At 74.4% G+C, this 23,560-nt stretch carries 20 protein-coding genes and 2 tRNA genes; 14 read left to right on the forward strand and 8 right to left on the reverse strand.

The features are described from left to right. Positions 1-33: 33 nt before the first annotated feature. The gene (locus tag GA0070609_RS20180) at positions 34-630 is read right to left on the reverse strand and encodes a hypothetical protein (protein ID WP_088995222.1); all 597 of its coding nucleotides are present in this window, start codon (positions 628-630) and stop codon (positions 34-36) included. 1,498 nt (positions 631-2,128) lie between these two features. On the opposite strand from GA0070609_RS20180, the gene GA0070609_RS20185 reads away from it, so the two are divergent. The 3 genes from GA0070609_RS20185 to GA0070609_RS20195 all read left to right on the forward strand — a co-directional run bounded on the left by GA0070609_RS20185 (position 2,129) and on the right by GA0070609_RS20195 (position 6,413). Further along, positions 2,129-2,959 (forward strand): universal stress protein, encoded by an 831-nt coding sequence (locus tag GA0070609_RS20185; protein ID WP_088995223.1) that lies wholly within the window; start codon positions 2,129-2,131, stop codon positions 2,957-2,959. 126 nt (positions 2,960-3,085) lie between these two features. Next, on the forward strand, positions 3,086-5,488 hold the full coding sequence (locus GA0070609_RS20190; RefSeq protein ID WP_088995224.1) for a phosphoketolase family protein: 2,403 nt from the start codon (positions 3,086-3,088) through the stop codon (positions 5,486-5,488). A 58-nt stretch (positions 5,489-5,546) separates the two neighbouring features. Continuing rightward, positions 5,547-6,413: a universal stress protein gene (locus GA0070609_RS20195; protein WP_088997859.1), complete on the forward strand. Its 867-nt coding sequence runs from the start codon at positions 5,547-5,549 to the stop codon at positions 6,411-6,413. 62 nt (positions 6,414-6,475) lie between these two features. Here the strand turns inward: GA0070609_RS20195 and GA0070609_RS20200 are convergent, their stop codons facing one another. Beyond that, positions 6,476-8,815: a heavy metal translocating P-type ATPase gene (locus GA0070609_RS20200; protein WP_088995225.1), complete on the reverse strand. Its 2,340-nt coding sequence runs from the start codon at positions 8,813-8,815 to the stop codon at positions 6,476-6,478. 297 nt (positions 8,816-9,112) lie between these two features. Between GA0070609_RS20200 and GA0070609_RS20205 the strand changes: the two genes are divergently transcribed. Together GA0070609_RS20205 and GA0070609_RS20210 are read left to right on the forward strand one after the other, a co-directional pair. After that, on the forward strand, positions 9,113-10,123 hold the full coding sequence (locus GA0070609_RS20205) for an Acg family FMN-binding oxidoreductase (protein WP_088995226.1): 1,011 nt from the start codon (positions 9,113-9,115) through the stop codon (positions 10,121-10,123). 41 nt (positions 10,124-10,164) lie between these two features. Then, positions 10,165-11,901 carry a sensor histidine kinase gene (locus GA0070609_RS20210; protein WP_088995227.1) on the forward strand — a complete coding sequence of 579 codons (1,737 nt, stop codon included), beginning with the start codon at positions 10,165-10,167 and terminating at the stop codon, positions 11,899-11,901. A 133-nt stretch (positions 11,902-12,034) separates the two neighbouring features. On the opposite strand, the gene GA0070609_RS20215 is transcribed toward GA0070609_RS20210, so the two are convergent. Then, positions 12,035-12,676 carry a response regulator gene (locus GA0070609_RS20215; RefSeq protein ID WP_088995228.1) on the reverse strand — a complete coding sequence of 214 codons (642 nt, stop codon included), beginning with the start codon at positions 12,674-12,676 and terminating at the stop codon, positions 12,035-12,037. A 311-nt stretch (positions 12,677-12,987) separates the two neighbouring features. Between GA0070609_RS20215 and GA0070609_RS20220 the strand changes: the two genes are divergently transcribed. Next, on the forward strand, positions 12,988-13,959 hold the full coding sequence (locus GA0070609_RS20220; protein ID WP_088997860.1) for an Acg family FMN-binding oxidoreductase: 972 nt from the start codon (positions 12,988-12,990) through the stop codon (positions 13,957-13,959). Positions 13,960-14,080: 121 nt separating this feature from the next. On the opposite strand, the gene GA0070609_RS20225 is transcribed toward GA0070609_RS20220, so the two are convergent. Next, positions 14,081-15,085, reverse strand: a complete 1,005-nt coding sequence (locus GA0070609_RS20225; RefSeq protein ID WP_088995229.1) for an NAD-dependent epimerase/dehydratase family protein — start codon at positions 15,083-15,085, stop codon at positions 14,081-14,083. Between the two features lie 201 nt (positions 15,086-15,286). Between GA0070609_RS20225 and GA0070609_RS20230 the strand changes: the two genes are divergently transcribed. Genes GA0070609_RS20230 through GA0070609_RS20240 form a run of 3 tightly spaced genes read left to right on the forward strand, consistent with a single transcriptional unit; the run spans position 15,287 to position 18,027 of the window. Further along, a complete protein-coding gene (locus GA0070609_RS20230) occupies positions 15,287-16,237 on the forward strand; it encodes a hypothetical protein (RefSeq protein WP_088997861.1) in 951 nt (316 codons plus the stop codon). A 9-nt stretch (positions 16,238-16,246) separates the two neighbouring features. Next, positions 16,247-17,386 (forward strand): sensor histidine kinase, encoded by a 1,140-nt coding sequence (locus GA0070609_RS20235; protein WP_088995230.1) that lies wholly within the window; start codon positions 16,247-16,249, stop codon positions 17,384-17,386. After that, positions 17,383-18,027 (forward strand): response regulator, encoded by a 645-nt coding sequence (locus tag GA0070609_RS20240; protein WP_088995231.1) that lies wholly within the window; start codon positions 17,383-17,385, stop codon positions 18,025-18,027. The genes GA0070609_RS20235 and GA0070609_RS20240 overlap by 4 nt, the downstream gene beginning before the upstream one ends. 31 nt (positions 18,028-18,058) lie before the next feature. Here the strand turns inward: GA0070609_RS20240 and GA0070609_RS20245 are convergent, their stop codons facing one another. Continuing rightward, positions 18,059-18,739 carry an NADPH-dependent F420 reductase gene (locus GA0070609_RS20245; protein WP_088995232.1) on the reverse strand — a complete coding sequence of 227 codons (681 nt, stop codon included), beginning with the start codon at positions 18,737-18,739 and terminating at the stop codon, positions 18,059-18,061. Positions 18,740-18,923: 184 nt separating this feature from the next. On the opposite strand from GA0070609_RS20245, the gene GA0070609_RS20250 reads away from it, so the two are divergent. Continuing rightward, positions 18,924-19,493: a TetR/AcrR family transcriptional regulator gene (locus GA0070609_RS20250; RefSeq protein ID WP_231928355.1), complete on the forward strand. Its 570-nt coding sequence runs from the start codon at positions 18,924-18,926 to the stop codon at positions 19,491-19,493. 101 nt (positions 19,494-19,594) lie between these two features. Here the strand turns inward: GA0070609_RS20250 and GA0070609_RS20255 are convergent. After that, a tRNA-Val gene (locus GA0070609_RS20255) sits at positions 19,595-19,666 on the reverse strand. Positions 19,667-19,703: 37 nt separating this feature from the next. Then, positions 19,704-19,776, reverse strand: a tRNA-Gly gene (locus tag GA0070609_RS20260). Between the two features lie 163 nt (positions 19,777-19,939). On the opposite strand from GA0070609_RS20260, the gene GA0070609_RS20265 reads away from it, so the two are divergent. After that, on the forward strand, positions 19,940-20,188 hold the full coding sequence (locus GA0070609_RS20265) for a DUF6458 family protein (protein WP_088995234.1): 249 nt from the start codon (positions 19,940-19,942) through the stop codon (positions 20,186-20,188). Between the two features lie 87 nt (positions 20,189-20,275). On the opposite strand, the gene GA0070609_RS20270 is transcribed toward GA0070609_RS20265, so the two are convergent. Continuing rightward, positions 20,276-21,091 carry an isocitrate lyase/PEP mutase family protein gene (locus tag GA0070609_RS20270; protein ID WP_088995235.1) on the reverse strand — a complete coding sequence of 272 codons (816 nt, stop codon included), beginning with the start codon at positions 21,089-21,091 and terminating at the stop codon, positions 20,276-20,278. A 70-nt stretch (positions 21,092-21,161) separates the two neighbouring features. Here GA0070609_RS20270 and GA0070609_RS20275 point away from each other — a divergent pair, with 70 nt between their 5' ends. The 3 genes from GA0070609_RS20275 (at position 21,162) to GA0070609_RS20285 (ending at position 23,556) form a co-directional block, all read left to right on the forward strand. Further along, the gene (locus GA0070609_RS20275) at positions 21,162-22,139 is read left to right on the forward strand and encodes an ArsR/SmtB family transcription factor (RefSeq protein WP_088995236.1); all 978 of its coding nucleotides are present in this window, start codon (positions 21,162-21,164) and stop codon (positions 22,137-22,139) included. A gap of 230 nt (positions 22,140-22,369) precedes the next feature. After that, the gene (locus GA0070609_RS20280; RefSeq protein WP_088995237.1) at positions 22,370-23,155 is read left to right on the forward strand and encodes an arsenate reductase/protein-tyrosine-phosphatase family protein; all 786 of its coding nucleotides are present in this window, start codon (positions 22,370-22,372) and stop codon (positions 23,153-23,155) included. Next, the gene (locus GA0070609_RS20285; RefSeq protein WP_088995238.1) at positions 23,152-23,556 is read left to right on the forward strand and encodes a VOC family protein; all 405 of its coding nucleotides are present in this window, start codon (positions 23,152-23,154) and stop codon (positions 23,554-23,556) included. The genes GA0070609_RS20280 and GA0070609_RS20285 overlap by 4 nt, the downstream gene beginning before the upstream one ends. Positions 23,557-23,560 lie beyond the last annotated feature (4 nt).

The following is a 23,560-nucleotide window of genomic DNA, read 5'->3' on the forward strand; positions in this document are numbered from 1 at the left end:
ATGCGGAAAGTCAGTGCTGCGTGTTGGGTTGGGTCAGTTGTTCCAGTGCTCGGCGACGAGGTCGGCGGCCTGCTGCTCCCACTGGGCGTAGTGGAACGGGTAGGCCGACACCTGCACCGTCTGCGCGGCCTTGGTCAGCGGCATGTCCTGCCAGCCGTCGACCTGCTTGAGGCCCTTCAGGAACGCCGTGGTCGAGTACTCGGGGTCGGTGATCTGCTCCACCGTGCCCCAACCGCTCGACGGGCGCTGCTGGAACAGACCCTGCGAGTCATGGTCATTCCGGTCACCCAGGTGACCCAGGTTCTCCAGCTTCGACTCCTGCAGCGCGGTCGCGATCGCCACCACCGCGGCCCGCTCGTCCATGTCGGACTTCTTCGTCGCCGCGATGATCGCCTTCACGTTCTCCACCTGCTCACCGTCGAGCTCGATGCGCGACTGCTCACCCTGCACACCATGCGGAATCAGCTTCGCCTTGTCGACACCCGGCTTGTCAGCCTGCACGGTCACGGCGACCGGCTTCACCGACTCGACCGGCGCGGCCTCGGCGTTCGTGCCGGGGCCAGCGAAGATGCCACCGGCGAAAGCCAGACCAGCAATACCCAGAACGCTCTTACGCATGATCGTGTTCATCACAAAGCTCCTTCGGGGATGACGCCACCAGCCCGGGGGGACGGGCCGTCGGGGCGCAAGCACCATCAGGCGCTCAGAAGACTTGGGGAAAGAACTGCTCGGCACTCTCGCCGGGCGGGGGATGCCCTGGTGCCAGATGCCCGGCAGACCAGCTGGGCGGGGGTGCCCTGCGCGGTGCCGGACTGTGTGTAACGACCGCCAGCCCACCATCATTCCGGGGCCAGAACCCTCACCCGGCTCTTGCCGGGCGGGGTGTTGCTGCGATCGCCGGGGGATGTAACGACCGCCAGCACCCCATCATTCCGCGGCCACGACCCTCACCCGGCTCTTGCCGGCGGGACCGTTGCTGCGATCGCCGGGAGATGTAACGACCGGCCACCCGCCACCATTCCACCGGGCCCACGGGCCTCGCGGCCGGCCGGGCCGGCGGCGTGCCCTTGCTCGATCGTCCGCATGATGTAACGCCCCCGACCCGGCCCCGATTCCACCACCCGGATGCCGCCGATCACACCCACAAACCCGACAAACACCCCACTCACCGGTCGAACCACCAGCCCGGCCGACGGGCCGGACGGCGTGATCGACACCATGTCGCCGATATGGGGCCATCCCGCACGGGTCGACACCGCCACATCGGCGAAACGACGACAGGGCCCACACGCCCACGGCGGGCCCGCACGCTCAAGGCCCCGGATGCGCGGAAAGTCCGGATGCCACGTGGACGTGGGGTTGCCTCACCACCGGGAAGACGCAGCCAGGCAGACCCTGGCGAGGCTGGGTCAAGCACCGGGAAGAAGCAGCCCGGCGGATCCGAGCCGGGGTGGGTCATTGAGGAACGAGCGTGATACCTCAGGGGCATATTGATGACTCACAGGTATCAACCTCCCGGACAACATGCCCAGCCCCGACGACACACCCGACCCGACCAGCCGCCGCCAGCCGCGCCGGACGGGTCGAGCGAACCGGCGCCAGCGCCAGCGCCACGAACGGACCCGGACCACGACAACGGTGGGGCCACCGTGACCGCACGAGCGGAGCCGGACCACGACAACGTCGGCCCACCGTGACCGCACCGCCGGCCCAGACGTGCATCCAGTCGCCGTCGGCGGCCGACGGAGTTGGACCACGGCGAGGTGTGGCCCGCCGTGACCGGCGCAGGGATCAAGCCTGACCGCCCGGAGCCGGTCACGGCGGGCCACACCCCAACCGCAACCACCCACCCACCGCAAGCGAACCCCTGACGCAGGGATCAAGCGCCCGTCACGGCGGACCACACCCAACCGCAACCACCCACCCACCGCAAGCGAACCCCGACGCAAACATCAAGCTCCGATCGCTGAAGGCCCGTCACCGGCGGGCCACACCATTGGCGCGAGCGAACCCCCGGGCATCGGAGCCGGCCCAGAGCCGGCGATACCGCCCCGAGCCCGTACGGTCGGGACTAACCTCGGATGGGAGCCAGTCGTGCCGGGCGCGACGCCTGCGGAGGTGATGCCGGATGGCCGCAGCCGCCGACGCAGCGGTGCTGGTCGGCGTCGGCTCGGAACGCAACTACCCGGCGGTTCAGCTGGCCGCGCAGGAGGCCGCCGCGCACGAGCGGCAACTGCATCTGCTGCACGCATTCAACTGGACCGCCGCGTTCGAGGCGCCGTCGGTGGCCGAGCCCCGCGCCCGCGCCGAGGAGCTGCTCGCCGAGGCCCGCCGGATCGCCGCCGAGGTCGCGCCGGATCTGCCGGTGCAGGAGGAGATCGCGGAGGGGCCGGCGGTGGGCGTGCTGGCCCGCCGCTCGGACTCGGCGTTCCTGCTGGTGGTGGGCGACGGTGGCATGGCGGCCTGCGCCGACTGCGTACCGGCCGACGCGCCGGCCGTGCAGTTGGCCGCGCGGGCCAGCTGCCCCGTGCTGGTGGCCCGCCGGGAGCCGCCACCACAGGGGCCGGTGCTGGTCGGCGTGGACGGCACCGCCAGCTCGCGGGCCGCCCTGGAGTGGGCGTTCGACTGCGCCGCGCGGCGGGGAGCCCGCCTGCTGGCGGTACGGGTGGTCGAGCCGGACGAGACCACCGAGGACACGACCGACCAGCTGGAAGCGATGGTGGCCCGGTACGCGCACCGCCACCCCGACGTGCCGGTCGAGTGCCACGCGATCCGCGGCGACCCGGGCACCGTCCTGGTCGACCAGTCGCGCTCGGCCCAGCTGGCCATCGTCGCGGCTCGGGGCGACGAGCCGGCCCGGGGCATGCTCGGCGCGGTGAGCCAGTCGATGCTCTACCACTCACCGGCGCCGGTGATCGTGATCCGGGGGCTGACCGGAATTCCGATGGACGGGGCGTAGCGCCCGGCCGGCGCGGGACCAACGGCCCTGAGCCGTACCGGCACGGTCGGCGAAGCTGGGATCGGCCCGGATGGATCCGCGCCGTGAAGATGCAGGATTCCCCTACCCGCGAGAGGCTCAGGCAGTATGGACACCGCTCTCGACCTGCACGGCCCCCTGACCGAAGACGAGCTGCGCCGGCTGGACGCCTACTGGCGGGCGGCGAACTACCTCACCGTGGGGCAGATCTACCTGCTGGACAATCCGCTGCTGCGCGAACCGTTGACGCCGGAGCACGTCAAGCCGCGGCTGCTGGGCCACTGGGGCACGTCGCCGGGGTTGAACCTGCTCTACGCCCATTTGAACCGGGTGATCGTCAACCGTGACCTGTCGGCCATGTTCATCACCGGGCCCGGTCACGGCGGGCCGGCGATCGTGGCGAACACCTGGCTGGAGGGCACCTGGAGCGAGAAGTACCACGGCACCGGCCGCGACGAGGCGGGCATGGCGCGGCTGTTCCGCCAGTTCTCCTTCCCCGGCGGCATCCCCAGCCACGTGGCCGCGGAGGTGCCGGGTTCGATCCACGAGGGCGGCGAGCTGGGGTACGCGCTGAGTCACGCCTACGGCGCCGCGTTCGACCACCCGGACCTGCTGGTGGCCTGCGTGATCGGCGACGGCGAGGCGGAGACCGGCCCGCTGGCCGGCAGTTGGCTCTCCAACGTCTTCCTCAACCCGGCCCGCGACGGCGCGGTGCTGCCCATCCTGCATCTGAACGGCTACAAGATCGCCAATCCCACGGTGCTGGACCGGATCCCCGCCGACGACCTGCTGGAGATGATGCGCGGCTTCGGGTACGAGCCGTACGTGGTGGCCGGTGACGAGCCGGCGCGGGTGCACCAGGCGCTCGCCGCCACCCTGGACCGGGCGCTGGACGAGATCGCCGCGATCCAGCGCGCCGCCCGCTCCGGCGGCACCGTCGAGCGCCCCCGCTGGCCGATGATCATCCTGCGTACGCCGAAGGGCTGGACCGGCCCGCGGGACGTGGACGGCAAGCAGGTGGAGGGCACCTACCGCTCGCACCAGGTGCCGCTGTCCGAGGTGCGCAAGAACCCGGACCACCTGGCCGGGCTGGAGCGCTGGCTGCGCAGCTACCGGCCGGAGGAGCTCTTCGACGCCACCGGCGCCCCGGTCGCCGAGCTGGCCGACCTGCCGCCGAAGGGCGACCGGCGGATGAGCGCCAACCCGGTCACCAACGGCGGGGTGGTGCTGCGCGAGCTGAACCTGCCGGACTTCCGCGACTACGCCGTGGACGTGCCCCGGCCGGGCGGGACGGTCGCCGGGGCCACCGGCGCGCTGGGGCCGTGGATCCGGGACGTGATCGCCGCCAACCCGGAGACGTTCCGGCTCTTCGGCCCGGACGAGGTCACCTCGAACCGGCTCGGTGCCGCGTTCGAGGTCACCGACCGGGCCTGGGTGGCCGGCACGGCGCCGGGGGACGACCACCTCTCCCCCGACGGCCGGGTGATGGAGGTGCTCTCCGAGCACCTGTGCCAGGGCTGGCTGGAGGGCTACCTGCTGACCGGCCGGCACGGCATCTTCACCAGCTACGAGGCGTTCATCCACATCGTCGACTCGATGGTCAACCAGCACGCCAAGTGGCTGAAGGTGACCCGGGGCATCCCCTGGCGGCAGCCGGTGGCCTCGCTGAACTACCTGCTCTCCAGCCACGTGTGGCGGCAGGACCACAACGGCTTCTCGCACCAGGACCCGGGCTTCATCGACCACGTGATGAACAAGAAGGCCGAGGTGGTGCGGGTCTACCTGCCGCCGGACGGGAACACCCTGCTCTCCACCATGGACCACTGCCTGCGCAGCCGGCACTACATCAACGTGGTGGTTGCCGGCAAGCAGCCCGCCCCGAACTGGCTGTCGATGGACGAGGCGATCCAGCACGCCCGGCGCGGCATCGGCATCTGGGACTGGGCCAGCAACGACCAGGGCAGCGAGCCGGACGTGGTGCTCGCCTGCGCCGGGGACGTGCCGACGCTGGAGACCCTCGCCGCCGCGGACCTGCTGCACCGGCACCTGCCGGAGCTGAAGGTACGGGTGGTCAACGTGGTGGACCTGATGCGGCTCCAGCCACCCTCGGAGCACCCGCACGGCCTGTCCGACAAGGAGTTCGACACGATCTTCACGCAGAGCCGGCCGGTGATCTTCGCGTACCACGGCTACCCGTGGCTGATCCACCGGCTCACCTACCGGCGTACCAACCACGACAACCTGCACGTGCGCGGCTACAAGGAGGAGGGCACCACGACCACGCCGTTCGACATGGTGATGCTCAACGACCTCGACCGGTTCCACCTGGTCATCGACGTCATCGACCGGGTGCCGGGGCTGGCCGCGCGGGCCGCGCACCTGCGTCAGGAGATGGTCGACGCCCGCCAGTCCTGCCGGGACTACACCCGCCGCTACGGCGAGGACGACCCGCGGGTGGCGGAGTGGCGCTGGATCCGGGAGACCGAGCCGAGCCTGCGGGGCGGGCAGTGAGCGCGCGGGCGGTGGTCGCGCACGCTGGCCCGGGCGAGGCGGACGGCGGGTGGACCCGATGAGCGGCGCCGAGATCCTGGTCGGCTACGACGGCTCCACCGAGGCCGCGCGGGCGCTGGAGTGGGCGTTGGACGAGGCCGGCCGCAGCGGCCGCCCGGTCCGGCTGGCGTACGTCTACGAGTGGCTCACCGTGGCCGGCTGGCTCGGCCCCGGCATCGCCCCCGGCGTCTGGCCGGACGAGACGGCCCGGCGGCAGGTCGAGGACCTGGTGCGCAAGGCGACGGCGGACGCCGCCGCGACGAGCCCGGGCGTGACCGTGCACGGCGAGGTGTTCGACGGGCCACCCGCGCTGGTGCTGGAGGAACGGTCGGCGAGTGCCGGCCTGCTGGTGCTCGGCAGCCGCGGGCACGGCGGCTTCACCGGGTTGCTCGCCGGGTCGACCGCGGTGGCCGTCGCCGGCCACGCGCACTGCCCGGTGGTGGTGGTCCGCGGTGAACCCGGCCGGCGGGCCGGGCACATCGCGGTCGGCGTGGACGGCTCGGAGTTCTCGCTGGTGGCGCTCGGTTTCGCGGTCGAGCAGGCGGCGGCCCGGCGGGTGCCGCTGCGCGTGCTGCGGGCCGCGCACCCGCCCGCCGGCCAGCGGTCCCCGTCCGGCCCGGAGGAACGGGAGGCGGTGGCCACCGACCGGGCCGAGTTGGAGGAGGCGCTGGCCCGTTGGCGGCCCGCCTTCCCCGACGTCGAGGTGACCATCGAGGTGGCGTCCGCCGCGCCTGCCGCCCTGCTGGTCGAGGCCAGCCGCAACGCTCAGCTGGTGGTGGTCGGCAGCCGCGGTCGCGGCGGGCTGCGCGGGATGCTGCTCGGTTCGGTCAGCCAGCAGCTCATCCAGCACGCCCACTGCCCGGTCGCGGTGGTCCGCGAGCGCTGACCACCCGGGGGCGGGGACAACACCCCGCCCCCGGCGCCGGTCGCACCGCCGGCGCGGGCGGCTCAGTGACCGGCGTCGGCGGGCGGGGCGAGCGAGAAGTAGTCCTCCTCTTCCTGCGCCAGGTGCAGCCGGAGCACGGCCTCCAGCCCGTAGAGCGTGGCGAGCAGGTCGGTCACCTGGTCGGCCCGGAGCCGACCGTCGTCGGCGCCGGCCAGGTGCGCGCCGATCCGGTCCACCTGCCGCCGGATCTCCACGTGCGCCCGGCTCATCGTGGAGGTCGCCTCCGCGCTGCCCAGCGGACCGGCCAGCGCGGGATAGAGCTGCCGCTCCTCGGCGGCCGCGTGCGGCAGCACCTCGTCGGTGAGCCGGCGGTGCGCGGCGCGCAGCGCGGGCAGGCACTCCGGCGAGTCCGGGCGGGTGGCGACCAGGTCGGCGGTGTCCCGCAGCCCGGCCAGCACGTCCCGCATCGCGGCGTTCTCGCCGGCGAACCGGTCGAGCAGGTCCCGGGTGCCGGGCGCGACCTCGCGGCGGCGCAGTCCGCCGCCGAGGGCGCGCAGCGCGTTGACGATGACCAGCACGTCGATGCCCTCCTGGAGGAACGCGCCGGCGACCGGTGGCAGCCGGCCGGCCGCCGCGACCAGCATGGCGAGCACCGCCAGCCCCATCCCGACGGCGGCGCTCTGCACGGCGATCCGGCGGGCGTACCGGGCGATCTCCACCGCGTCGGCCAGCCGGTCCAGCCGGTCCACGGTCAGCACCGCGTCGGCGACGTCGGCGGAGGCGGTCGCCCCGGTGGCTCCCATCGCCACGCCGACGTGCGCCTCGGCGAGCGCGGGAGCGTCGTTCACCCCGTCGCCGACCATCACGGTGACCGCCCGGCCGGCCTCCGCCCGGACCCGGTCGACCTTCTCCCGGGGGGTGCACCGGGCCAGCACGTCGTCCACGCCGACCAGCTGGGCGACCTGCTCGGCGGTGCCCGGCCGGTCGCCGGTGACCATCACGATCCGGCGCAGGCCGGCCGCGCGCAGCCGGCGTACGGTGCGCCGGGCGTCGGGGCGTACCGGATCCTCCAGCAGCACCGCGCCGAGCGCGCCTGCCTCGTCACCGACCCAGACCACCGAGCTGCCGGCCAGTTCGGCCCGCTGCCGGGCCCGCTCGGCCCAGTCGGGCAGCTCGCCGCCGAACTGGCCGACCCGGACCAGGCGCCCGTCGACCCGGCCGGTGACGCCGCGACCGGGCTCCTCGGTCACCTCGGTCGGCTCTGTCAGCGGCAGGCCACGCGCCCGGGCCTGGCCGACCAGTGCGGTGGCCAGCACGTGCGGCGACAGCTGCTCGACGGAGGCGGCCAGCCGCAGCACCTCGTCCCGGTCGACGCCGGGGCCGGCGACCGTCTCCGCGGCTCGCGGCCGCCCGGCGGTGAGCGTGCCGGTCTTGTCGACGAGCAGGGTGCGGGCCCGGCCGAGCAGTTCGAGCGAACCGCCGTCGCGGACCAGCACGCCGCGCCGCGCGGTCCGGGACAGCCCGGAGACGATCGCGATCGGCGTGGCCAGCAGCAGCGGGCAGGGGGTCGCCACCACCAGCACCGCCACCGCCCGGGCCAGCTCACCGGAGAGCAGCCAGCCCAGGCCGGCCAGCGCGAGGGTGAACGGGACGAAGGCCGCCGCGTACCGGTCGGCGAGGCGGACCATCGGCGCCTTGCGGGCGGTCGCCTCCTCGGCCAGCCGGACGATCCCGGCGTACGTGCTGCCGGCCGCGCTGGTCGTCGCGCGCAGCCCGAAGCCGGCCCCGGCGTTGACCACGCCGCTGGCCACCGCCTCCCCGGCCGCCCGCTGGACCAGCTGGGACTCTCCGGTGACCACCGACTCGTCCAGGGTGGCGGCGGCCTCCAGCACGCCGTCGACACCGACCACGTCGCCGGGGCCGACCAGCAGCCGGTCCCCCGCCGCGATCCGGTCGACCGGCACCACCTCGATCCCGCCGTCCGCGGTGCGCCGCCGGGCGGTGCGCGGGGCACGGGCGAGCAGCGCGCGCAGGTCGCGGGTCGCCCGCCGCTGGGCGTACGCCTCCAGCGACCGGCCGGTGACCAGCATCACCGCGATCACCGCGCCGGCGAGGTACTCGCCGACGCCGAGCGCGCCGGCCAGCGCCAGCACGGCGATCACGTCCACGCCGAACCGTCGGCGCCACAGGTCGCGCAGCACCGACCAGGCCGCCGGCAGCAGGGCGACCAGGGTCAGCGCGGCCCAGATCAGGTTCGCCGCGTCCCGCCGGCCGGCCAGCCAGAACCCGGCCCCGACCAGCACCACGGCGGTCGAGCCGACCAGCGGCGCCCACGTCGCCCAGCGCGCCGCGGCCCGCCGCACCGGATGCTCCGGTACGCACTCCGTCGGCTCGGCCCCCACCCTGCGGATCGTCCCAGTTCCGGCGGCGGACGGCGGGCGGTTCGTCCCGCCGGGTCGCGGCGCCCGCGCCGGGGCGGACCGGGGCCGGACGGGCGGACCGGGCGGACCGGGCGGGGCGTGCGGGCCGGGCGGACCGGGCGGGGCGTGCGGGCCGGGCGGGGCGGGCCCAAGGACCCGGCGACGGCGGGACCTGGGGACCGTGCGGCGGTCCGGCGGATGTCGCAGGATGGGAGCGGCAACCCCGCCCGCGACGCCACCAGCGTGCGGCACGATGGGGAGAGACGAAAGGTCGTGACGATGAGCCACGAGACGCCGGCGAGCGACCGGCCGCTGACCACCGCGCTCGCGGAGGCGGCCGCCATGGCCGGTCACGCCCCGTCGGTGCACAACACCCAACCGTGGCGGTGGCGGGTGCTGCCCGACGCGCTGGAGCTGCACGCGGTCCCCGACCGCCGGCTCACCGCGACCGACCCGGACGGGCGGCTGCTGGCGATCAGCTGCGGCACGGCGCTGCACCACGCCCGGCTGGCGCTGGCCGCCGAGGGCTGGACGGCGATGGTGGAGCGGCTGCCCAACCCGGACGACGCCCAGCTGCTGGCCCGGCTGACCGGCTTCTCCCGCACCGGCGCCGACCCGGACGCGATGCACATGGTGCAGTGCATGCAGGTGCGACACACCGACCGGCGTCCGGTCAGCGACGAGCCGGTGTCCACCGCCGCACTAGGGCAGATCAGCTCGGCGGTCGCCGCCGAGGGTTGCCGGTTGCAGATCCTCGACCAGGACCAGGTGATGGAGCTGGCCGCCGCGGCCGGGCACGCCGCCACGGTGGAGGCGGAGGACCCGCAGCTGCGCGAGGAGCTGGACTACTGGACCAGCCGGGCCGGCACCGGCACCGGGCTGCCCCCGGAGGTGCTGCCCGAGCAGCCGCCGCAGACCACCGTGCCGGGCCGGGACTTCGGCCGCCCCGGCAGCCTGCCGATCGGCCCGGGCCACGACCGGGCGGCGGTGTACGCGCTGCTCTACGGCGACGAGGACGAGCGGGACAGCTGGCTGCACGCCGGCGAGGCGCTCTCCGCGGCGTGGCTGACCGCCACCCGGCAGGGCGTATCGGTGGTGCCGCTGAGCGGGGTGGTGGAGGTGGAGCGCACCCGGCAGACGCTGCGCCGGCTGCTGGCCGGGCTCGGCCACCCGTACATCGTGCTGCGCCTGGGGATCGCGGACCCGGCGCACGCCGGGCCGCCGCACACCCCGCGGCTGCCGGTGGAGCAGGTGGTGGACACCTCGGCGGTACGCGGCGGGCAGGGCTGACGCGCTCGTGCCGGCGGCCGGCCGGTCGTTAAGATCGGCCGATGGCCGCCAACGCACCGAACCCCCGGCCGGAGCTCCCGGCGACGCCCTCGCTCGGGCTGAGCCCGCTGTCCCGGGTCCGCCTCGACGAGCTGCTGCAGGAGATGCTCGACCGGGTCGGCGAGGTGGTCACCAGCCGCGAGCGGCTGCGGGCGCTGCTGGACGCGGTGGTCGGCATCGGCACCGACCTGGATCTGCGCAGCACCCTGCAGCGGATCGTCGAGGCGGCGTGCGAGCTGGCCGGGGCCCGCTACGGCGCGCTCGGCGTGATCGGCGCCGACCGGATGCTGCACGACTTCATCACCTACGGCATCGACGCCGAGCTGCACGCCAAGATCGGTGACCTGCCGCACGGGCGGGGCGTGCTGGGCCTGCTCATCGACGACCCCCGCCCGGTGCGGATGCCGGACATCACCCAGCACCCCAACTCGTACGGCTTCCCGCCGCACCACCCGCCGATGCACAGCTTCCTCGGCGTGCCGGTGCGCATCCGCGACCAGGTCTTCGGCAACCTCTACCTGGCCGAGAAGCAGGACGCCGCCGAGTTCACCGACGACGACGAGGAGATCGTGGTCGCGCTGGCCGCCGCGGCCGGCGTGGCGATCGAGAACGCCCGCCTGTACGCCCTGGCCCACCAGCGGGAACGCTGGCTCGCCGCGACCGCCGAGATCACCTCGGTGCTGCTCGGCGAGGTGCGCCGCACCGACGCGCTGGCGCTGGTGGCCCGCCGGGCCCGCGAGGTGGCCGAGGCCGAGCTGGCGCTGGTGCTGCTCTACGACCCCGACGCCGGCCAGTTCACCGTCGAGGTCGTCGACGGGGCCGGCGACCAGGCCGGGGCGCTGGTCGGCACCGCGCTGCCGGCCGCCGAGACCAGCTTCGCCGCGGCCGTCGCCGAGGGCCGGCACGACGTGGTCGACAACCTCGCGCACGCCGCGCCCTGGCCGGCACTGCTGCACACCGGCCCGGCGGTGGTCTCCCCGCTAGCCACCGCGGACACCCTGCACGGCGTGCTGGTGATCGCGCACCGGTCCGACCACCTGCCGTCCGGCATCGACGACCAGGCGCTCGCCCAGCTCGGCAGCTTCGCCGGGCAGGCGGCGCTGGCCATGGAGCGGGCCCGGGGCCAGGAGGAGCGGGAGCTGCTGGTCGTCCTGGAGGACCGCGAGCGGATCGCCCGCGACCTGCACGACGTGGTCATCCAGCGGCTCTTCGCCACCGGCCTGCAACTGCAGAGCGCCGCCCCGATGGCGGCGAAGCCGGAGATCGCCAAGCGGATCAACGCGGCGGTCGACGACCTGGACGCCACCATCAAGGACATCCGCCGCACCATCTTCGAGCTGCGCACGCCGATGAGCGCGGCGCTGCGCACCGAGATCCGGGAGGCGGTCGAGGTGGCCGCCGAGTCGCTCGGCTACCGGCCCAGCCTGGAGCTGGCCGGCCCGATCGACAGCGCCGTGCCGGACGCGGTCCGCCCGGACCTCACCGCCGTGCTGCGGGAGGCGCTGTCCAACGCGGTACGCCACGCCCAGGCCGACCGGGTGGCGGTCGCCGTCCGGGTCGACGCCGGGCAGGTGTCGGTCACCGTCACCGACAACGGGGTGGGCTGCGACCCGGCCGCCGGCCGGGGCGGGCTGGTCAACCTGCGCGAACGCGCCGAACGGCACGGCGGCGTGTTCGAGGTGCGCCCGGCCAGCCCGCGCGGGACCGAACTGCACTGGTCCGTCCCCCTCCGCGACTGACCCTCCCTGACCTACCCCGGCCACGACCGCATGGGGCGCTCGTACGGAGAACGAGTGGCATCCGGGCGCGACGAGGCCACTCGTTCCCAGAAAGTGCGCGCCGGGGTCGGCGGGCGGGGAGAGCGGTGGCGGGTCAGTGGGTGGTCTTGCCGAGCAGGCGGGTGGCCAGGACGGCGGCCTGCGTGCGGCGCTCCAGGCCCAGCTTGGCCAGCACGCTGGAGACGTAGTTCTTGACCGTCTTCTCGGCCAGGAACATCTTGCCGGCGATCTCCCGGTTGGTGAGCCCCTCGGCCACGTACTCCAGGATCCGCCGCTCCTGGTCGGTGAGGTCCTTCAGCTCCCGGGGCTGCTCGACGCCGCTGCGGATCCGCTCCAGCACCCGGGTGGTGATCGCCGGGTCGAGCAGCGACTGCCCGGCCGCCACCCGGCGTACCGCGTCGACCAGGTCGGTGCCGCGGATCTGCTTGAGCACGTAGCCGGCCGCGCCGGCCATGATCGCCGCGAACAGCGCCTCGTCGTCCTCGTACGAGGTGAGGATCAGACCCTTGATCGAGGAGTCCACGGCCCGGACGTCGCGGCACACGTCGATGCCGTTGCCGTCGGGCAGCCGGGCGTCGAGGATGGCCACGTCCGGCCGCAGCGCCGGGATCCGCCGCGCCGCCTCCTGGGCGGAGCCAGACTCGCCGACCACTTCGATGTCACCGCTGCTGGTCAGCAGGTCGGCAAGGCCACGACGGACGACCTCGTGGTCGTCGAGGAGGAACACCCGGATCATTCCTCGTTTCTACCCGCCGCCGGGCGGATCGGCACGGGCCGAAGGTCCCGAACCGCCGTGACCTGCGGCCGAACGGACAGCCGACGCCACGGGTGACCGACCGGGCGGAACGGACGCGGCCGCACCAGCGGCGGGCGGTGGCAGGCCGCCGGAGGCGGGCGGGCGGACCTGGCCCGGCGGGTGCGCACAAGGCCGTTGACCTGCGGCGGGGGGCGCTCGGGCCCGGGCGGACGGGACGTCCGGCCCTGTCCGGCCCGGTGCCGGCCGGGGCACGGTGGAGAGGAACCCGGCGAGTGCCGAAGGAGCCGAAGATGGACACCGCCTACACCGTCGAGCAGCTGCGCGATGCCGTGACCGACGCGGTACGGGCGCCGTCGCTGCACAACACCCAGCCGTGGCGGTTCCGCCTGCGCGACGGCGGCATCGAGGTGCTCGTCGACGCGACCCGGCGGCTGCCGGCCACCGACCCGAGCGGCTGGGGCGTCCGGATCGCCTGCGGGGCGGCCCTGTTCAACCTGCGGCTCGCGCTGGCCGTGGCGGGCACCCCGGCCCGGGTGCGGCTGCGCCCCTACCCTGCGGAGCCGGACGTGGTGGCCCGGCTGGTGCCCGACGTGCCCCGCCGACCCACCCCGGCGGAGCAGAGCCTGCACGCCGCCATCCCCCGCCGGTTCAGCAACCGGGCGCCGTTCTGGCCGGACCCGGTGCCGGCCGACGCCCGGTGGCGGCTCGCCGAGGCGGCCCGGGCCGAGCTGTGCTGGCTGGAGCTGCTGATCGGGGTCAGCGCGGTGAACGCCTTCGCCGAGATCGCCCGCAGCGCCCACCGGGTGCTCGAACGGGACCCCGCCTACCGGGCGGAACGCACCGACTGGGTGCGCACCGAGCCCGCACCGGACGGGGTGCCGGCCGCCGCCGGCGGCCCGCAGAGTGAGCCGCAGGACCTGCTGCCGTCCCGTGGCTTCGGCGGGCTGAACCGGGCCCCGGGGCGCGACTTCGAACCGGAGCCGCTGGTCGCCGTGCTGGGCTCGGCCGGCAACACGGCGGTGGACCAGGTGGTCGCCGGGCAGGCGTTGCAGCGGGTGCTGCTCACCGCGACCGACTCCGGGCTGTCGGCGTCGATGCTGTCGCAGCCGATCGAGGTGCCGGGGGCCCGGGAGCAGTTGCGGCTGTCGCTGGGCCGGTTCGGCACCCCACAGATGGTGCTGCGGATCGGCTACGGCCAGCCGGGCTCGCCGACGCCCCGCCGCGACGTCGACGAGGTGCTGGAACTGCCGGTCCACCCGTGACCGGCGGGCCGTCGGGCTCGGGTGGGGCTTCCCGTGCGGGGCACCGTCCCGGCCAGGCGGGCGCCGCCGTCCCGGCCAGGCGGGCGCCGCCGTCCCGGCCGAGCGGGGACGCGCCGGCCGGTCAGGCCGGGGCGAGGCCGGCCAGCAGCGCCGACTCCCGGGCCGGGTCGAGCCCCACCTTCGCCCGCTGCGGCCGCCCGGCCCGCGGCGGCACGGTGCCGACCTGGCGCAGCCAGCGCCAGGTGTCGGCCACCGTCTCGGCCACCGGGCGGCAGGTCAGCCCCGCCGCGTACGCCCGGCTGACGTCGCGCTCCTGCAACCAGCGGTACTCGTGCCCGAGCGGGATCCAGATCGGCAGGTCGTTCCAGGGCACCACGCCGGCGGCCAGGATCGGTTCCGGGTCGACCCAGCGCAGCCGGGCGTCCGCCCCGGCGGCCGCGATGCAGGCGTCGAGCAGCTCACCCATGGTGGTGTGCCCGGTGCGGCTGACCACGTTGAACGTCCCGCCGAGCCGGTCCGCGCCCCGGTCGAGCAGCCAGCCGGCCAGGTCCCGCGCGTCGACGTACTGCAGGGGCAGGTCGGCCGGGCCGGGTGCGAGCACCTCCCCGCTTCGGGCGACCCGCTCCAGCCACCACGGCAGCCGGCCGATGTCCTCCCCCGGGCCGAGGATCAGCCCGGCCCGGGCGATCAGTGCGGCGTCGCCGTACACCTGCCGCACGGCGCGCTCGGCACCCGCCTTGAGCTGCGGGTAGTCGCCGTCGGTGGCGTCGGGGTCGGCGTCCACCACGGGCGCGTCCTCGGCCGAGCCCGGTTGCACCGGTTCGGCGTAGACCGACCCGCTGGAGACGTAGACGTACTGCCCGACCCGGCCGTGCAGCGCCCGCGCCGCCGCCCCCGCCGCCCGCGGCGCGCCGTCCCAGGTGTCCACCACCACGTCCCACTCGCCGTCGGCCAGCGCGGCCAGCCCGCCGGGCGCGGTCCGGTCACCCCGCAGCCGGTGTACGCCCTCCGGCGTGCTCCCGGAGACGCCCCGGTTGAACACCGTCACCGACCAGCCCCGGCGGACCGCCTCGGCCACCGTCGCCCCGCCCACGAAACCCGTACCACCCAGCACCAGCAGTCGCATGGGCTCCACTGTGCCGCCTCTCGGTGACGCCCCGGCAAGGTGTTCACGGTGAGCGGATCTGCTGACGGCAGAAGCCGCCCGGGCAACCCGCGCCTCCTGCCGCCGGGCTCCTCCGGTGGCAGGAGGCGCGGCCGGTGGCAGGAGCCCGGTCCGGCCGTGCGGCAGGAGGTGCTGGCCGCCCGCGACGACGACCGTCGAGGCATGACCACTTCACTGCGCACCGCCTGGCGGGGCAGCCCCGCCCTCACCCTCCTCGCCGCCCTGATGGGCGGCCTGCTCGTGGCCAGCGCCGCCGGCCTGGTCGTCGACGACCGTACGCTCGGCGGGCAGCCGATCTGGCTGAAGCCGGCGAAGTTCGCCGCCTCCTTCGTCCTCTACGGACTGACTCTGGCCTGGCTGATGGCGCACCTACGGCGCGGCCGGCGGATCGCCAGCTGGACCTCGTACGCCGTCGTCGGCACCGCCATCCTGGAGGTCGGCATCATCGTCGCCCAGGCCGCCCGCGGCCGGGCCAGCCACTTCAACGAGGCCACCCCGCTGGACGAGACGTTGTGGCAGGCCATGGGTGGCCTGATCAGCGTGCTCTGGCTGGGCACCGCGGTGCTGACCGTCCTGCTCTGGCGGGACGGCATGCCGGACCGGGCCGGCACCTGGGCGGTGCGGCTCGGCATGGTGGTGCTGCTGGTCGGTCTGCTGCAGGGGCTCACCATGACGATGCCGACCGAGGCCCAACTCGCCCTCGACGAGCGGGGACTGGGCACCACCATGGGCGCGCACGCGGTGGGGGTGCCCGACGGCGGGCCGGGCATGCCGCTGACCGGGTGGAGCACCACCGGCGGTGACCTGCGGATCGGGCATTTCGTCGGCATTCACGGCCTGCAGGCGTTGCTGCTGTTCGCGATGCTGCTGTCCGGGCTGGTCGGCGACGTGGCCCGGCGGACCCGCCTGGTGTTCGTCTTCGCGTTCGCCTGGAGCGGGCTGCTGGTGCTGGTGACCTGGCAGGCGCTGCGCGGCCAGCCGCTCACCGCCCCGGACGCCGCCACGCTCGCCGCGTTCGCGGTGCTGGTGCTGGCCACGGCCGCCGGTACGGCGGCGGCCTGGCTGCTGCCCACGCGTTCCGCGGCGCTACTGCCCGCCCGGACCGCCGCATAGGATGCCGGCATGCTCTGGGTGGAGCGGCTGTTCGAGGAGCGGTACACCGCGATCCGGCTCACCCTGGTGAGCCTGACCGGGGTCGGCTACCTCGTCCTGACCCCGGCCGGCAGCACCATGAGTTCGCTCGACCGGGGGCTCGCGGTCGGCGTCCTGCTCTTCGGCTACTCCGGGATCTGGTCCCCGTTCACCGTCGTCTGTGGCGTGTCCGTCGCGTTCGCGGTGGGTTACCTGTTCGGCGCGGACAACGACGCCGTCCCTTCGGTCGCGCTGGCCTGGGCGATGTTCGAGCTGGGCGCCCGCCGCTCCGGCTGGCAGGTGTGGACCGGCCTGGTGGTCGGTCTCACCGGCAGCATGCTCTCCGACTACGACGAGCTGATCGACGTGGCGCTCACCGTCCTCTACGCCGCGGCCGCCGCGGTGGTGGCGCCGCTGCTGCTCGGCCTGCATGTGCGGGCGCTGGGTGAGCTGAACCGGCAGGCCGCCGACCGAGCCCGGCAGGAGGTGTCCCGGGTCCGCGCCGAGGAACGCACCGCCATCGCCCGGGAGCTGCACGACCTGGTGGCGCATCACGTGGCCTCGATCGTGCTCCGGGTAGCGGTGGCCCGCAACGTGCTGCCGCTGGACGATCCCCGGGTCCGGCAGGTCCTCGACGACGTGCACGCGACCGGCTCCGGGGCGCTGACCGACCTGCGCCGGCTGGTGGCCGTGCTGCGCGATCCCGGCTCGGCCCGGGAGGTCACCTTCGTCGACCCGGAGGGGCTGCCGGTGGCCCTGCGTACCGCGGTGGACCGCAGCCACCGGATCGGCCTGCAGGTGCAGGCGGACATCGACCCGGACGTGGTCCGGCTGGATTCCCGTACCGCGCTGGCCGTGCTGCGGCTGACCCAGGAAGGGCTGGCCAACGTGGCCAAGCACGCCGGCCCGGCGGCCCGGGCCCGACTGTCGATCCAGGTCGACGACGACCGGGTGGAGTTCGAGCTGCGCGACTCCGGCGGCCCGGCCGGCTCGGCGCCCAACGGGCCGGCCGGGCACGGGCTGGTCGGCCTGCGGGAGCGGGTCGAGGTCCTCGGTGGCCGGCTCGACGCCGGCCCGGCGGGCACCGGCTGGCGGTTGAGCGCGCGGGTGCCCACGGGTGTGGCCGCGTGATCCGGGTGCTGCTCGTCGACGACCAGCAACTGGTCCGTGCCGGCCTGCGGATGCTGTGCGACTCGGTGCCGGACATGGAGGTGGTCGGCGAGGCCGCCGACGGGGCGGCCGCGGTCCGGCTCGCCGAGCAGCTCCGCCCGGACGTGGTGCTGATGGACCTGCGGATGCCCGGCGTCGACGGCACCACGGCCACCGCCCGGATCCTGGCGAGCCGGCCGGCCACCCGGGTGGTGGTGCTGACCACCTTCGACGACGACGACCACCTGTACCCGGCGCTGGCGGCGGGCGCCTGCGGCTTCCTGGTCAAGGACACCAGCCCGGCCGAGCTGCTGGACGGGGTGCGGCGGGCAGCCGCCGGGGACAGCCCGTTCAGCCAGGCCGTGCTGCGCCGCCTGGTCGAGCAGGCGGTGCACACCCAGGCGAACCGGGCCCCGGTGGCGGCGCCGGCGGGGGTCACCGAGCGCGAGCGCGACGTGCTCGCGCTGGTCGGGCAGGGGTTGTCCAACCCGGAGATCGCCGCCCGGCTGCACCTCGGCGTCACCACCGTGAAGACCCACGTGGCGAACCTGATGACCAAGACCGGCAGCGCCAACCGGGTGCAGCTGGCCGTCTACGCCGCGACCGGCGCGGACCGCCGGTGAGCCGGCCACGCCCGGCGGCCGGGGGCCCGGGTCAGCGGACGACCTTGAGGTTGAACAGCGGGGTGTCCAGCGCGCCCATCAGGCGCAGCCAGAGCGGCAGCAGCAGCTCGGTGCCGCGGGCGGTGGTGATGTCGCCGAGGTCGACGACGTCGGTGTGGCCGAAGGACGTCAGGATGCCGGTGACCGTCTTCTTGGCTTCGGCGTCGTTGCCGGACACGAAGACCGAGTGGTCGCCGCCGGCGAGGGCCTTCGGCTCGACCATCAGCGCCGCGGTGAGCGTGTTGAGGGCCTTGACCACGCGCAGCTGCGGGAAGGCGGCCTGGATCTGCTCGCCGAGGCTGTCGGTGTCCTTGACGAACAGGGTGGGTGGGAACCCGTTGCCGAAGTCCAGCGGGTTGGCCAGGTCGATGAGGATCTTGCCGGCCAGGTTGTCGGCACCGGCGGCCCGCAGCGCCGCGATGGACACCGCCCCGGACGTGGCGTTGACCAGCAGCTCGGCACCGGCTGCCGCGTCGGCGAAGGCGGCGAGCCGGACCTGCGGGTGGCCGGCGGCCCACGCGGCGTAGGGCGGGTTGCCCATCCCGTCCGGGGTGGTCGTGGCCAGCGTCGCGGCGACGTCGCGGGTGCCGACGGTGACCTGGTGGCCCAGGTCCGCGAGGCGGCCGGCCAGCGCCTGACCGACCATTCCGGTGCCGAGAACCGCGATCTTCATGGTGCTGCTCCCTCGTCAGGTCTGGCTGGCCATCCGGAGCGGGTTCCCGCCCGGGCCACCAAGCTAACAGACAGGTCTGTCTACCACCAGCACTCATCCAGCTCCAGGGAGGAACAACCCAAACCAGGGCATGAACAGACTTGTCTGTATCATTGTTCGGCCTGGCCAGTGGAGGTGTGTACGGGTGACCAAGCCAGCCCAGCCCGCGCGCGAGCGGATCCTCGACACGGCGTTCCGGCTGTTCTACGCCCACGGGCCCCGCGGCGTCGGCGTCGACACCGTCATCGCCGAGTCCGGCGTGGCCAAGGCGACCCTGTACAAGCACTTCCCCCGCAAGGACGACCTCGTCCTGGCGTACCTGGACAAGGTCGACCAGACCTGGTTCGGGCAGCTACGCGCCGCGGCCCGCGCCGGCAGCGACGACCCACGCGACCAGCTGGTCGACATGTTCGACGCGCTCGCCTCGGCGTGCCGGCGCGAGGGCTACCACGGCTGCGCGTTCATCAACACCGCCGCCGAGAGCGAGGCCGGCGGCGATGTGCACGCCCGCACCGTCGAGCACAAGCGGGTGGTGCTGGTCTGGGTGACCGACCTGGCCCGCCGGGCCGGCGCCGCCGACCCGGCACGGCTGGCCCGCCAGCTGACCCTGCTGCTCGACGGCGGACTGTCCGCCGGTGTGCTGGACGCGGATCCGGAAATCCCCGAGACCGCCAAGGCCGCGGCCCGCGTGCTGGTCGACGCCGCCTGCCGATGACCCGAAGCCGAGCTGGAAGCGCCACGGCCTGACCCGGAACCACGCTGGCAAGCGGAGGAAACGACAGCACCCGCATGGAGTTCGGGCACTGCCACGTACGGTGGGCGATACTGGGTTTGAACCAGTGACCTCTTCCGTGTCAAGGAAGCGCGCTCCCACTGCGCCAATCGCCCCTGGTGACCACCCGTCGGAGACCCGGGGTGGTTCGCGAGCGGACGACGGGATTCGAACCCGCGACCCTCACCTTGGCAAGGTGATGCGCTACCAGCTGCGCTACGTCCGCGTGCCGCCGGCGTTCCCCGGCGACGGGGCAAACTCTACCCGATGACAAGATCCCCCGGTCCGTCGGCCCACCCGGCCCCGGGTCGCGGCATGGTTGCGCTGGTCAGCGCCGGGGTACTGAAGACCCTCGACAGCACACCACATCCCCTGACAAGGAGGCTGTCGTGGGTATCGGCACCAGCATCTTCCTGATCGCCGTCGGCGCGATCCTCACCTTCGCGCTGGACGCGAGCATCGGCGGCATCGACCTCGACGTGGTCGGCTGGATCCTGATGGCGGCCGGCGTGCTCGGGCTCATCATGACCACCCTCATCTGGGGCCGGCGCCGCCAGGTGGTCAGCACCACGGAGCCCGTCGAGCCGGTGGAGTACCGGCGGGTCGAGGAGCGCCGGGACATCGCTCCGCCGCTCTGACCGCACCGGCGCGGCCGACGGAGCTGGACGGTCGCGACGGCGAGGTGCCGACCACCACCCGGTGGCCGGCACCTCGCCGTGCGCGGGTCAGCGCATCAGGCTGTTCAGCGCGCCGTAGTCGAACCCGCCGGCGAGGGTCTGGTACGTCCCCGGGCCGAACGCCTCGTCGGCAGCCCGGCGGGCCACCGCGTACGCCGCCTCGGCCACCGCCGAGCCCAGGCTGACCCGGGCGACCCCCAGCCGGGCCAGTTCGGGCACCGCCGGGGCACCCGGGCCGGCCAGCACGTTGACCGGCGCCGACACGCCGGTGACCAGGGCCCGGATGGTCTCCGGGTCGACCACGCCCGGCACGAACACCCCGTCCGCGCCGGCGGCCAGGTACGCCCTGGCCCGCGCCACGGTCCCCGCGACCCCGTCCACGCCCCACAGGAAGGTGTCCGTACGGGCGTTGACGAAGACCGGCACGCCGGCGGCGTCGGCGGCCGCCCGGACGGCGGCGATCCGGGCGCACTGGTCGTCCACGTCCCGCAGCACCGGCCCACCGTCGTACCGGGCGTCCTCGATGTTCACCCCGACCGCGCCGGCCGCGATCACCGCCCGTGCGGTCTCGCCAACCTCCGCCGGGTTCGCCCCGTAACCGGACTCGATGTCCGCGGAGACCGGTACCGGCACCGCGGCGGCGACCCGGCGCACCAGGTCGACGGCCGCCTCGCGGCCGAGGGCGTCACCGTCCGGGGCGCCCAGGCTCCAGGCCACGCCGGCGCTGGTGGTGGCCACCGCGCGGGCGCCGGCGGCGGCCACGATCCGGGCGCTGGCCACGTCCCAGGCGTTGACCAGGACCAGCGGCGACGCGGCGGTGTGCAGGGAACGGAAGAGCTCTGCTCGGCTGTGTTGATCGCTCACCCGGCCAGTCTGGGCGGGTCCGGCCGCCGGCAGTATCGTTTCAGTCCCAGCTGAATCCACCGGGGGTGCCGTGGTCTCGATCGGGCTGTCCGCGGCCGGCGTCGCCCGGATCCGCTTCGCCGTCTCCTGCCTCTGGGAGGTGGCCGCCGGCGTCCGGGTGCTCCGCGAGCCCGGCCGCCACGCCGTGCATCTGCCCTGGGTGCGCCGGGTGCGGCCACGCCTCGCGGAGGCCGGGTTGCTCGGCCCGGACGGGCTGCTCTGGCAGCTGATCCCGGCCGCACCCGGCTACTTCCCCGACTTCCTCACCCCGCCGCCGGCCGGGCTCAACCCCGACCTGGCCGCCGAGCTGGCGGTGCTGCGGGCCACCCCCGCCGCGACCGTACGCGCGCAGCTCGACCTCGGTCCCGGCGACCGGCCGCCCGCGGTGGCCGCCCTGTACGCCGACCCGGAGGCGGGCCTGCGCCGGCTGGCCGGGGAGATCGAGGCATACTGGCGGCTCGCGGTGGCCGCCGACTGGCCCCGGATCCGGGTGCTGCTCGACGCCGAGGTGTTCGCCCGGGCCCGCCGGCTGGCCGAGGACGGCGTCGCCGCGCTCCTCAACGACCTGCACGAGTGGGTCCGCTGGGAGGACGACACGCTGCGCATCGCCCAGCGGCACTGCGCCGCCCCCGACGTACCCGCCGGTGGCGCCCTCGTGCTGGTCCCCTCGGTCTTCGTCTGGCCGTCGGTGCTCAGCGTCGCCGCCGGGGACGCCCCGCAGCTCAGCTACCCGGCCCGCGGGGTCGGCACGCTCTGGGAGAGCCCGGCGGGCACCCCCGGGGCGCTGGCCGCGGTGCTCGGGCCGGGGCGGGCCCGGCTGCTGGCCGAACTGGCCGCGCCGACCGCCGGCGGGGAGCTGGCCCGGCGGACCGGGATGTCCCCGGCCGGGGTGTCGCAGCACCTCACCACGCTCCGCGCGGCCGGGCTGGTGACCACCCACCGGCAGGGCCGGACGCTGCTCAGCGTCCGCACCGAGGTCGCCGAGGCGCTGCTCGCCGCCGCCGGTTGACCGGACCGGCGAGCGCTCGATGCCGCCGCCGGCTGACCCGACCGGCGGCGAGCGCTCGGTGCCACCGCCTCGGGCCGGGTGCCGCCGCGCCGCTCGCGGGCCGGATGTGGCGGGGTCAGTAGAGCCCGGCCTGCGTCAGCCCGCCGACGCCGGTCCGGCAACCCATCAGCCCGCTGACGCCCGACCCCGATCCGTCAACCCATCAAATGGTTTTGATGTAAAGTCGGTCTATGGCGCCATCGAGCCCCGATGCCCCGGCGTTCCTCTACCTGGCCGCCCATCCGCTGCGCTGGCGGCTGTTGACCGCACTCGCGGCTGGTGACTACCGCGTCCGGGAGCTCGTAAGGCTGGTGGGCGAGCCACAGAACCTGGTGTCCTACCACCTTCGACTGCTGCGTGACAGCGGGCTCGTCATCGCCACGCGCAGCAGCTTCGACGGCCGGGACAGCTACTACCACCTCGATCTGGACCACTGCGCCCGGGCGCTGGCCGGTATCGGAACGGCCCTGCACCCGGCGCTGCACCGGGAAGCAGCGCTCCCTCCCGTGGACCCGCGGCGCTCACCGCGTCTCGATGTGCTGTTCGTGTGCACCGGCAACAGCGCGCGGTCGCCGATCGCCGAGGCCCTGCTGGGCCATCGAGCCGGTAGCCAGGTGACGGTTCTCAGCGCCGGCACCCGGCCGAGACCAAGGCTCCATCCCTACGCCGTACGGGTGCTGCGCGACACCTTCGGCATCGACATCACCGGACAACAGCCCCGGCACCTCGATACGGTGACCGGCCGCCGGTACGACTACGTGATCACCTTGTGCGACAAGGCCCGCGAGGTCTGCCCCGACTTCGCAGCCGAGCCTCGGCGGATGCACTGGAGCGTTCCCGACCCCACGACGACCGGCGACACCAGCGACCCCGACTATTCCGCTTTCCAGCGCGCCGCGACCGACATCGACACCCGCGTCAGACATCTGCTGCCCCTGCTCAGCGCCACCCGGCCCGCGAAGGAGACCGCGTCATGACAACACCCAGCCAGTACGCGAGCGTCCGTTACCTCGTCGACGACGTCCAGGCCGCCGTCGACTTCTACACGACCCATCTCGGGTTCACCGTCCACACCAGTGCCGCTCCCGCCTTCGCCGACGTGGTGCGCGGCCCGCTACGGCTGCTGCTGTCCGGACCGACCAGCTCCGGCGCCCGTGCCACTCCCGCCGACGCCGCCACCGCCGGACGCAACCGTATCCACCTCGTCGTCGACGACCTCGATGCCGAGATCGACCGCCTGCGCGGCAGCGGATTGGATTTCCGCGGCGAGGTGGTTACCGGGCCGGGCGGACGTCAGATCCTGCTCACCGACCCCGCCGGCAATCTCATCGAACTGTTCCAGCCCGCCAGCACGCCCAGCGCACCAGTCACGCCCTGACCAG

The sequence above is a fragment of the Micromonospora echinaurantiaca genome (assembly GCF_900090235.1).
In the GTDB taxonomy this organism is placed as follows: domain Bacteria; phylum Actinomycetota; class Actinomycetes; order Mycobacteriales; family Micromonosporaceae; genus Micromonospora; species Micromonospora echinaurantiaca.

Bases quoted from the DNA above. Each gene is read 5' to 3' on its own strand.
- GA0070609_RS20180 (WP_088995222.1), bottom strand. From the start codon at position 630: ATGAACACGATCATGCGTAAGAGCGTTCTGGGTATTGCTGGTCTGGCT.
- GA0070609_RS20185 (WP_088995223.1), top strand. From the start codon at position 2,129: ATGGCCGCAGCCGCCGACGCAGCGGTGCTGGTCGGCGTCGGCTCGGAA.
- GA0070609_RS20190 (WP_088995224.1), top strand. From the start codon at position 3,086: ATGGACACCGCTCTCGACCTGCACGGCCCCCTGACCGAAGACGAGCTG.
- GA0070609_RS20195 (WP_088997859.1), top strand. From the start codon at position 5,547: ATGAGCGGCGCCGAGATCCTGGTCGGCTACGACGGCTCCACCGAGGCC.
- GA0070609_RS20205 (WP_088995226.1), top strand. From the start codon at position 9,113: ATGAGCCACGAGACGCCGGCGAGCGACCGGCCGCTGACCACCGCGCTC.
- GA0070609_RS20210 (WP_088995227.1), top strand. From the start codon at position 10,165: ATGGCCGCCAACGCACCGAACCCCCGGCCGGAGCTCCCGGCGACGCCC.
- GA0070609_RS20215 (WP_088995228.1), bottom strand. From the start codon at position 12,676: ATGATCCGGGTGTTCCTCCTCGACGACCACGAGGTCGTCCGTCGTGGC.
- GA0070609_RS20220 (WP_088997860.1), top strand. From the start codon at position 12,988: ATGGACACCGCCTACACCGTCGAGCAGCTGCGCGATGCCGTGACCGAC.
- GA0070609_RS20225 (WP_088995229.1), bottom strand. From the start codon at position 15,085: ATGCGACTGCTGGTGCTGGGTGGTACGGGTTTCGTGGGCGGGGCGACG.
- GA0070609_RS20230 (WP_088997861.1), top strand. From the start codon at position 15,287: ATGACCACTTCACTGCGCACCGCCTGGCGGGGCAGCCCCGCCCTCACC.
- GA0070609_RS20235 (WP_088995230.1), top strand. From the start codon at position 16,247: ATGCTCTGGGTGGAGCGGCTGTTCGAGGAGCGGTACACCGCGATCCGG.
- GA0070609_RS20245 (WP_088995232.1), bottom strand. From the start codon at position 18,739: ATGAAGATCGCGGTTCTCGGCACCGGAATGGTCGGTCAGGCGCTGGCC.
- GA0070609_RS20280 (WP_088995237.1), top strand. From the start codon at position 22,370: ATGGCGCCATCGAGCCCCGATGCCCCGGCGTTCCTCTACCTGGCCGCC.
- GA0070609_RS20285 (WP_088995238.1), top strand. From the start codon at position 23,152: ATGACAACACCCAGCCAGTACGCGAGCGTCCGTTACCTCGTCGACGAC.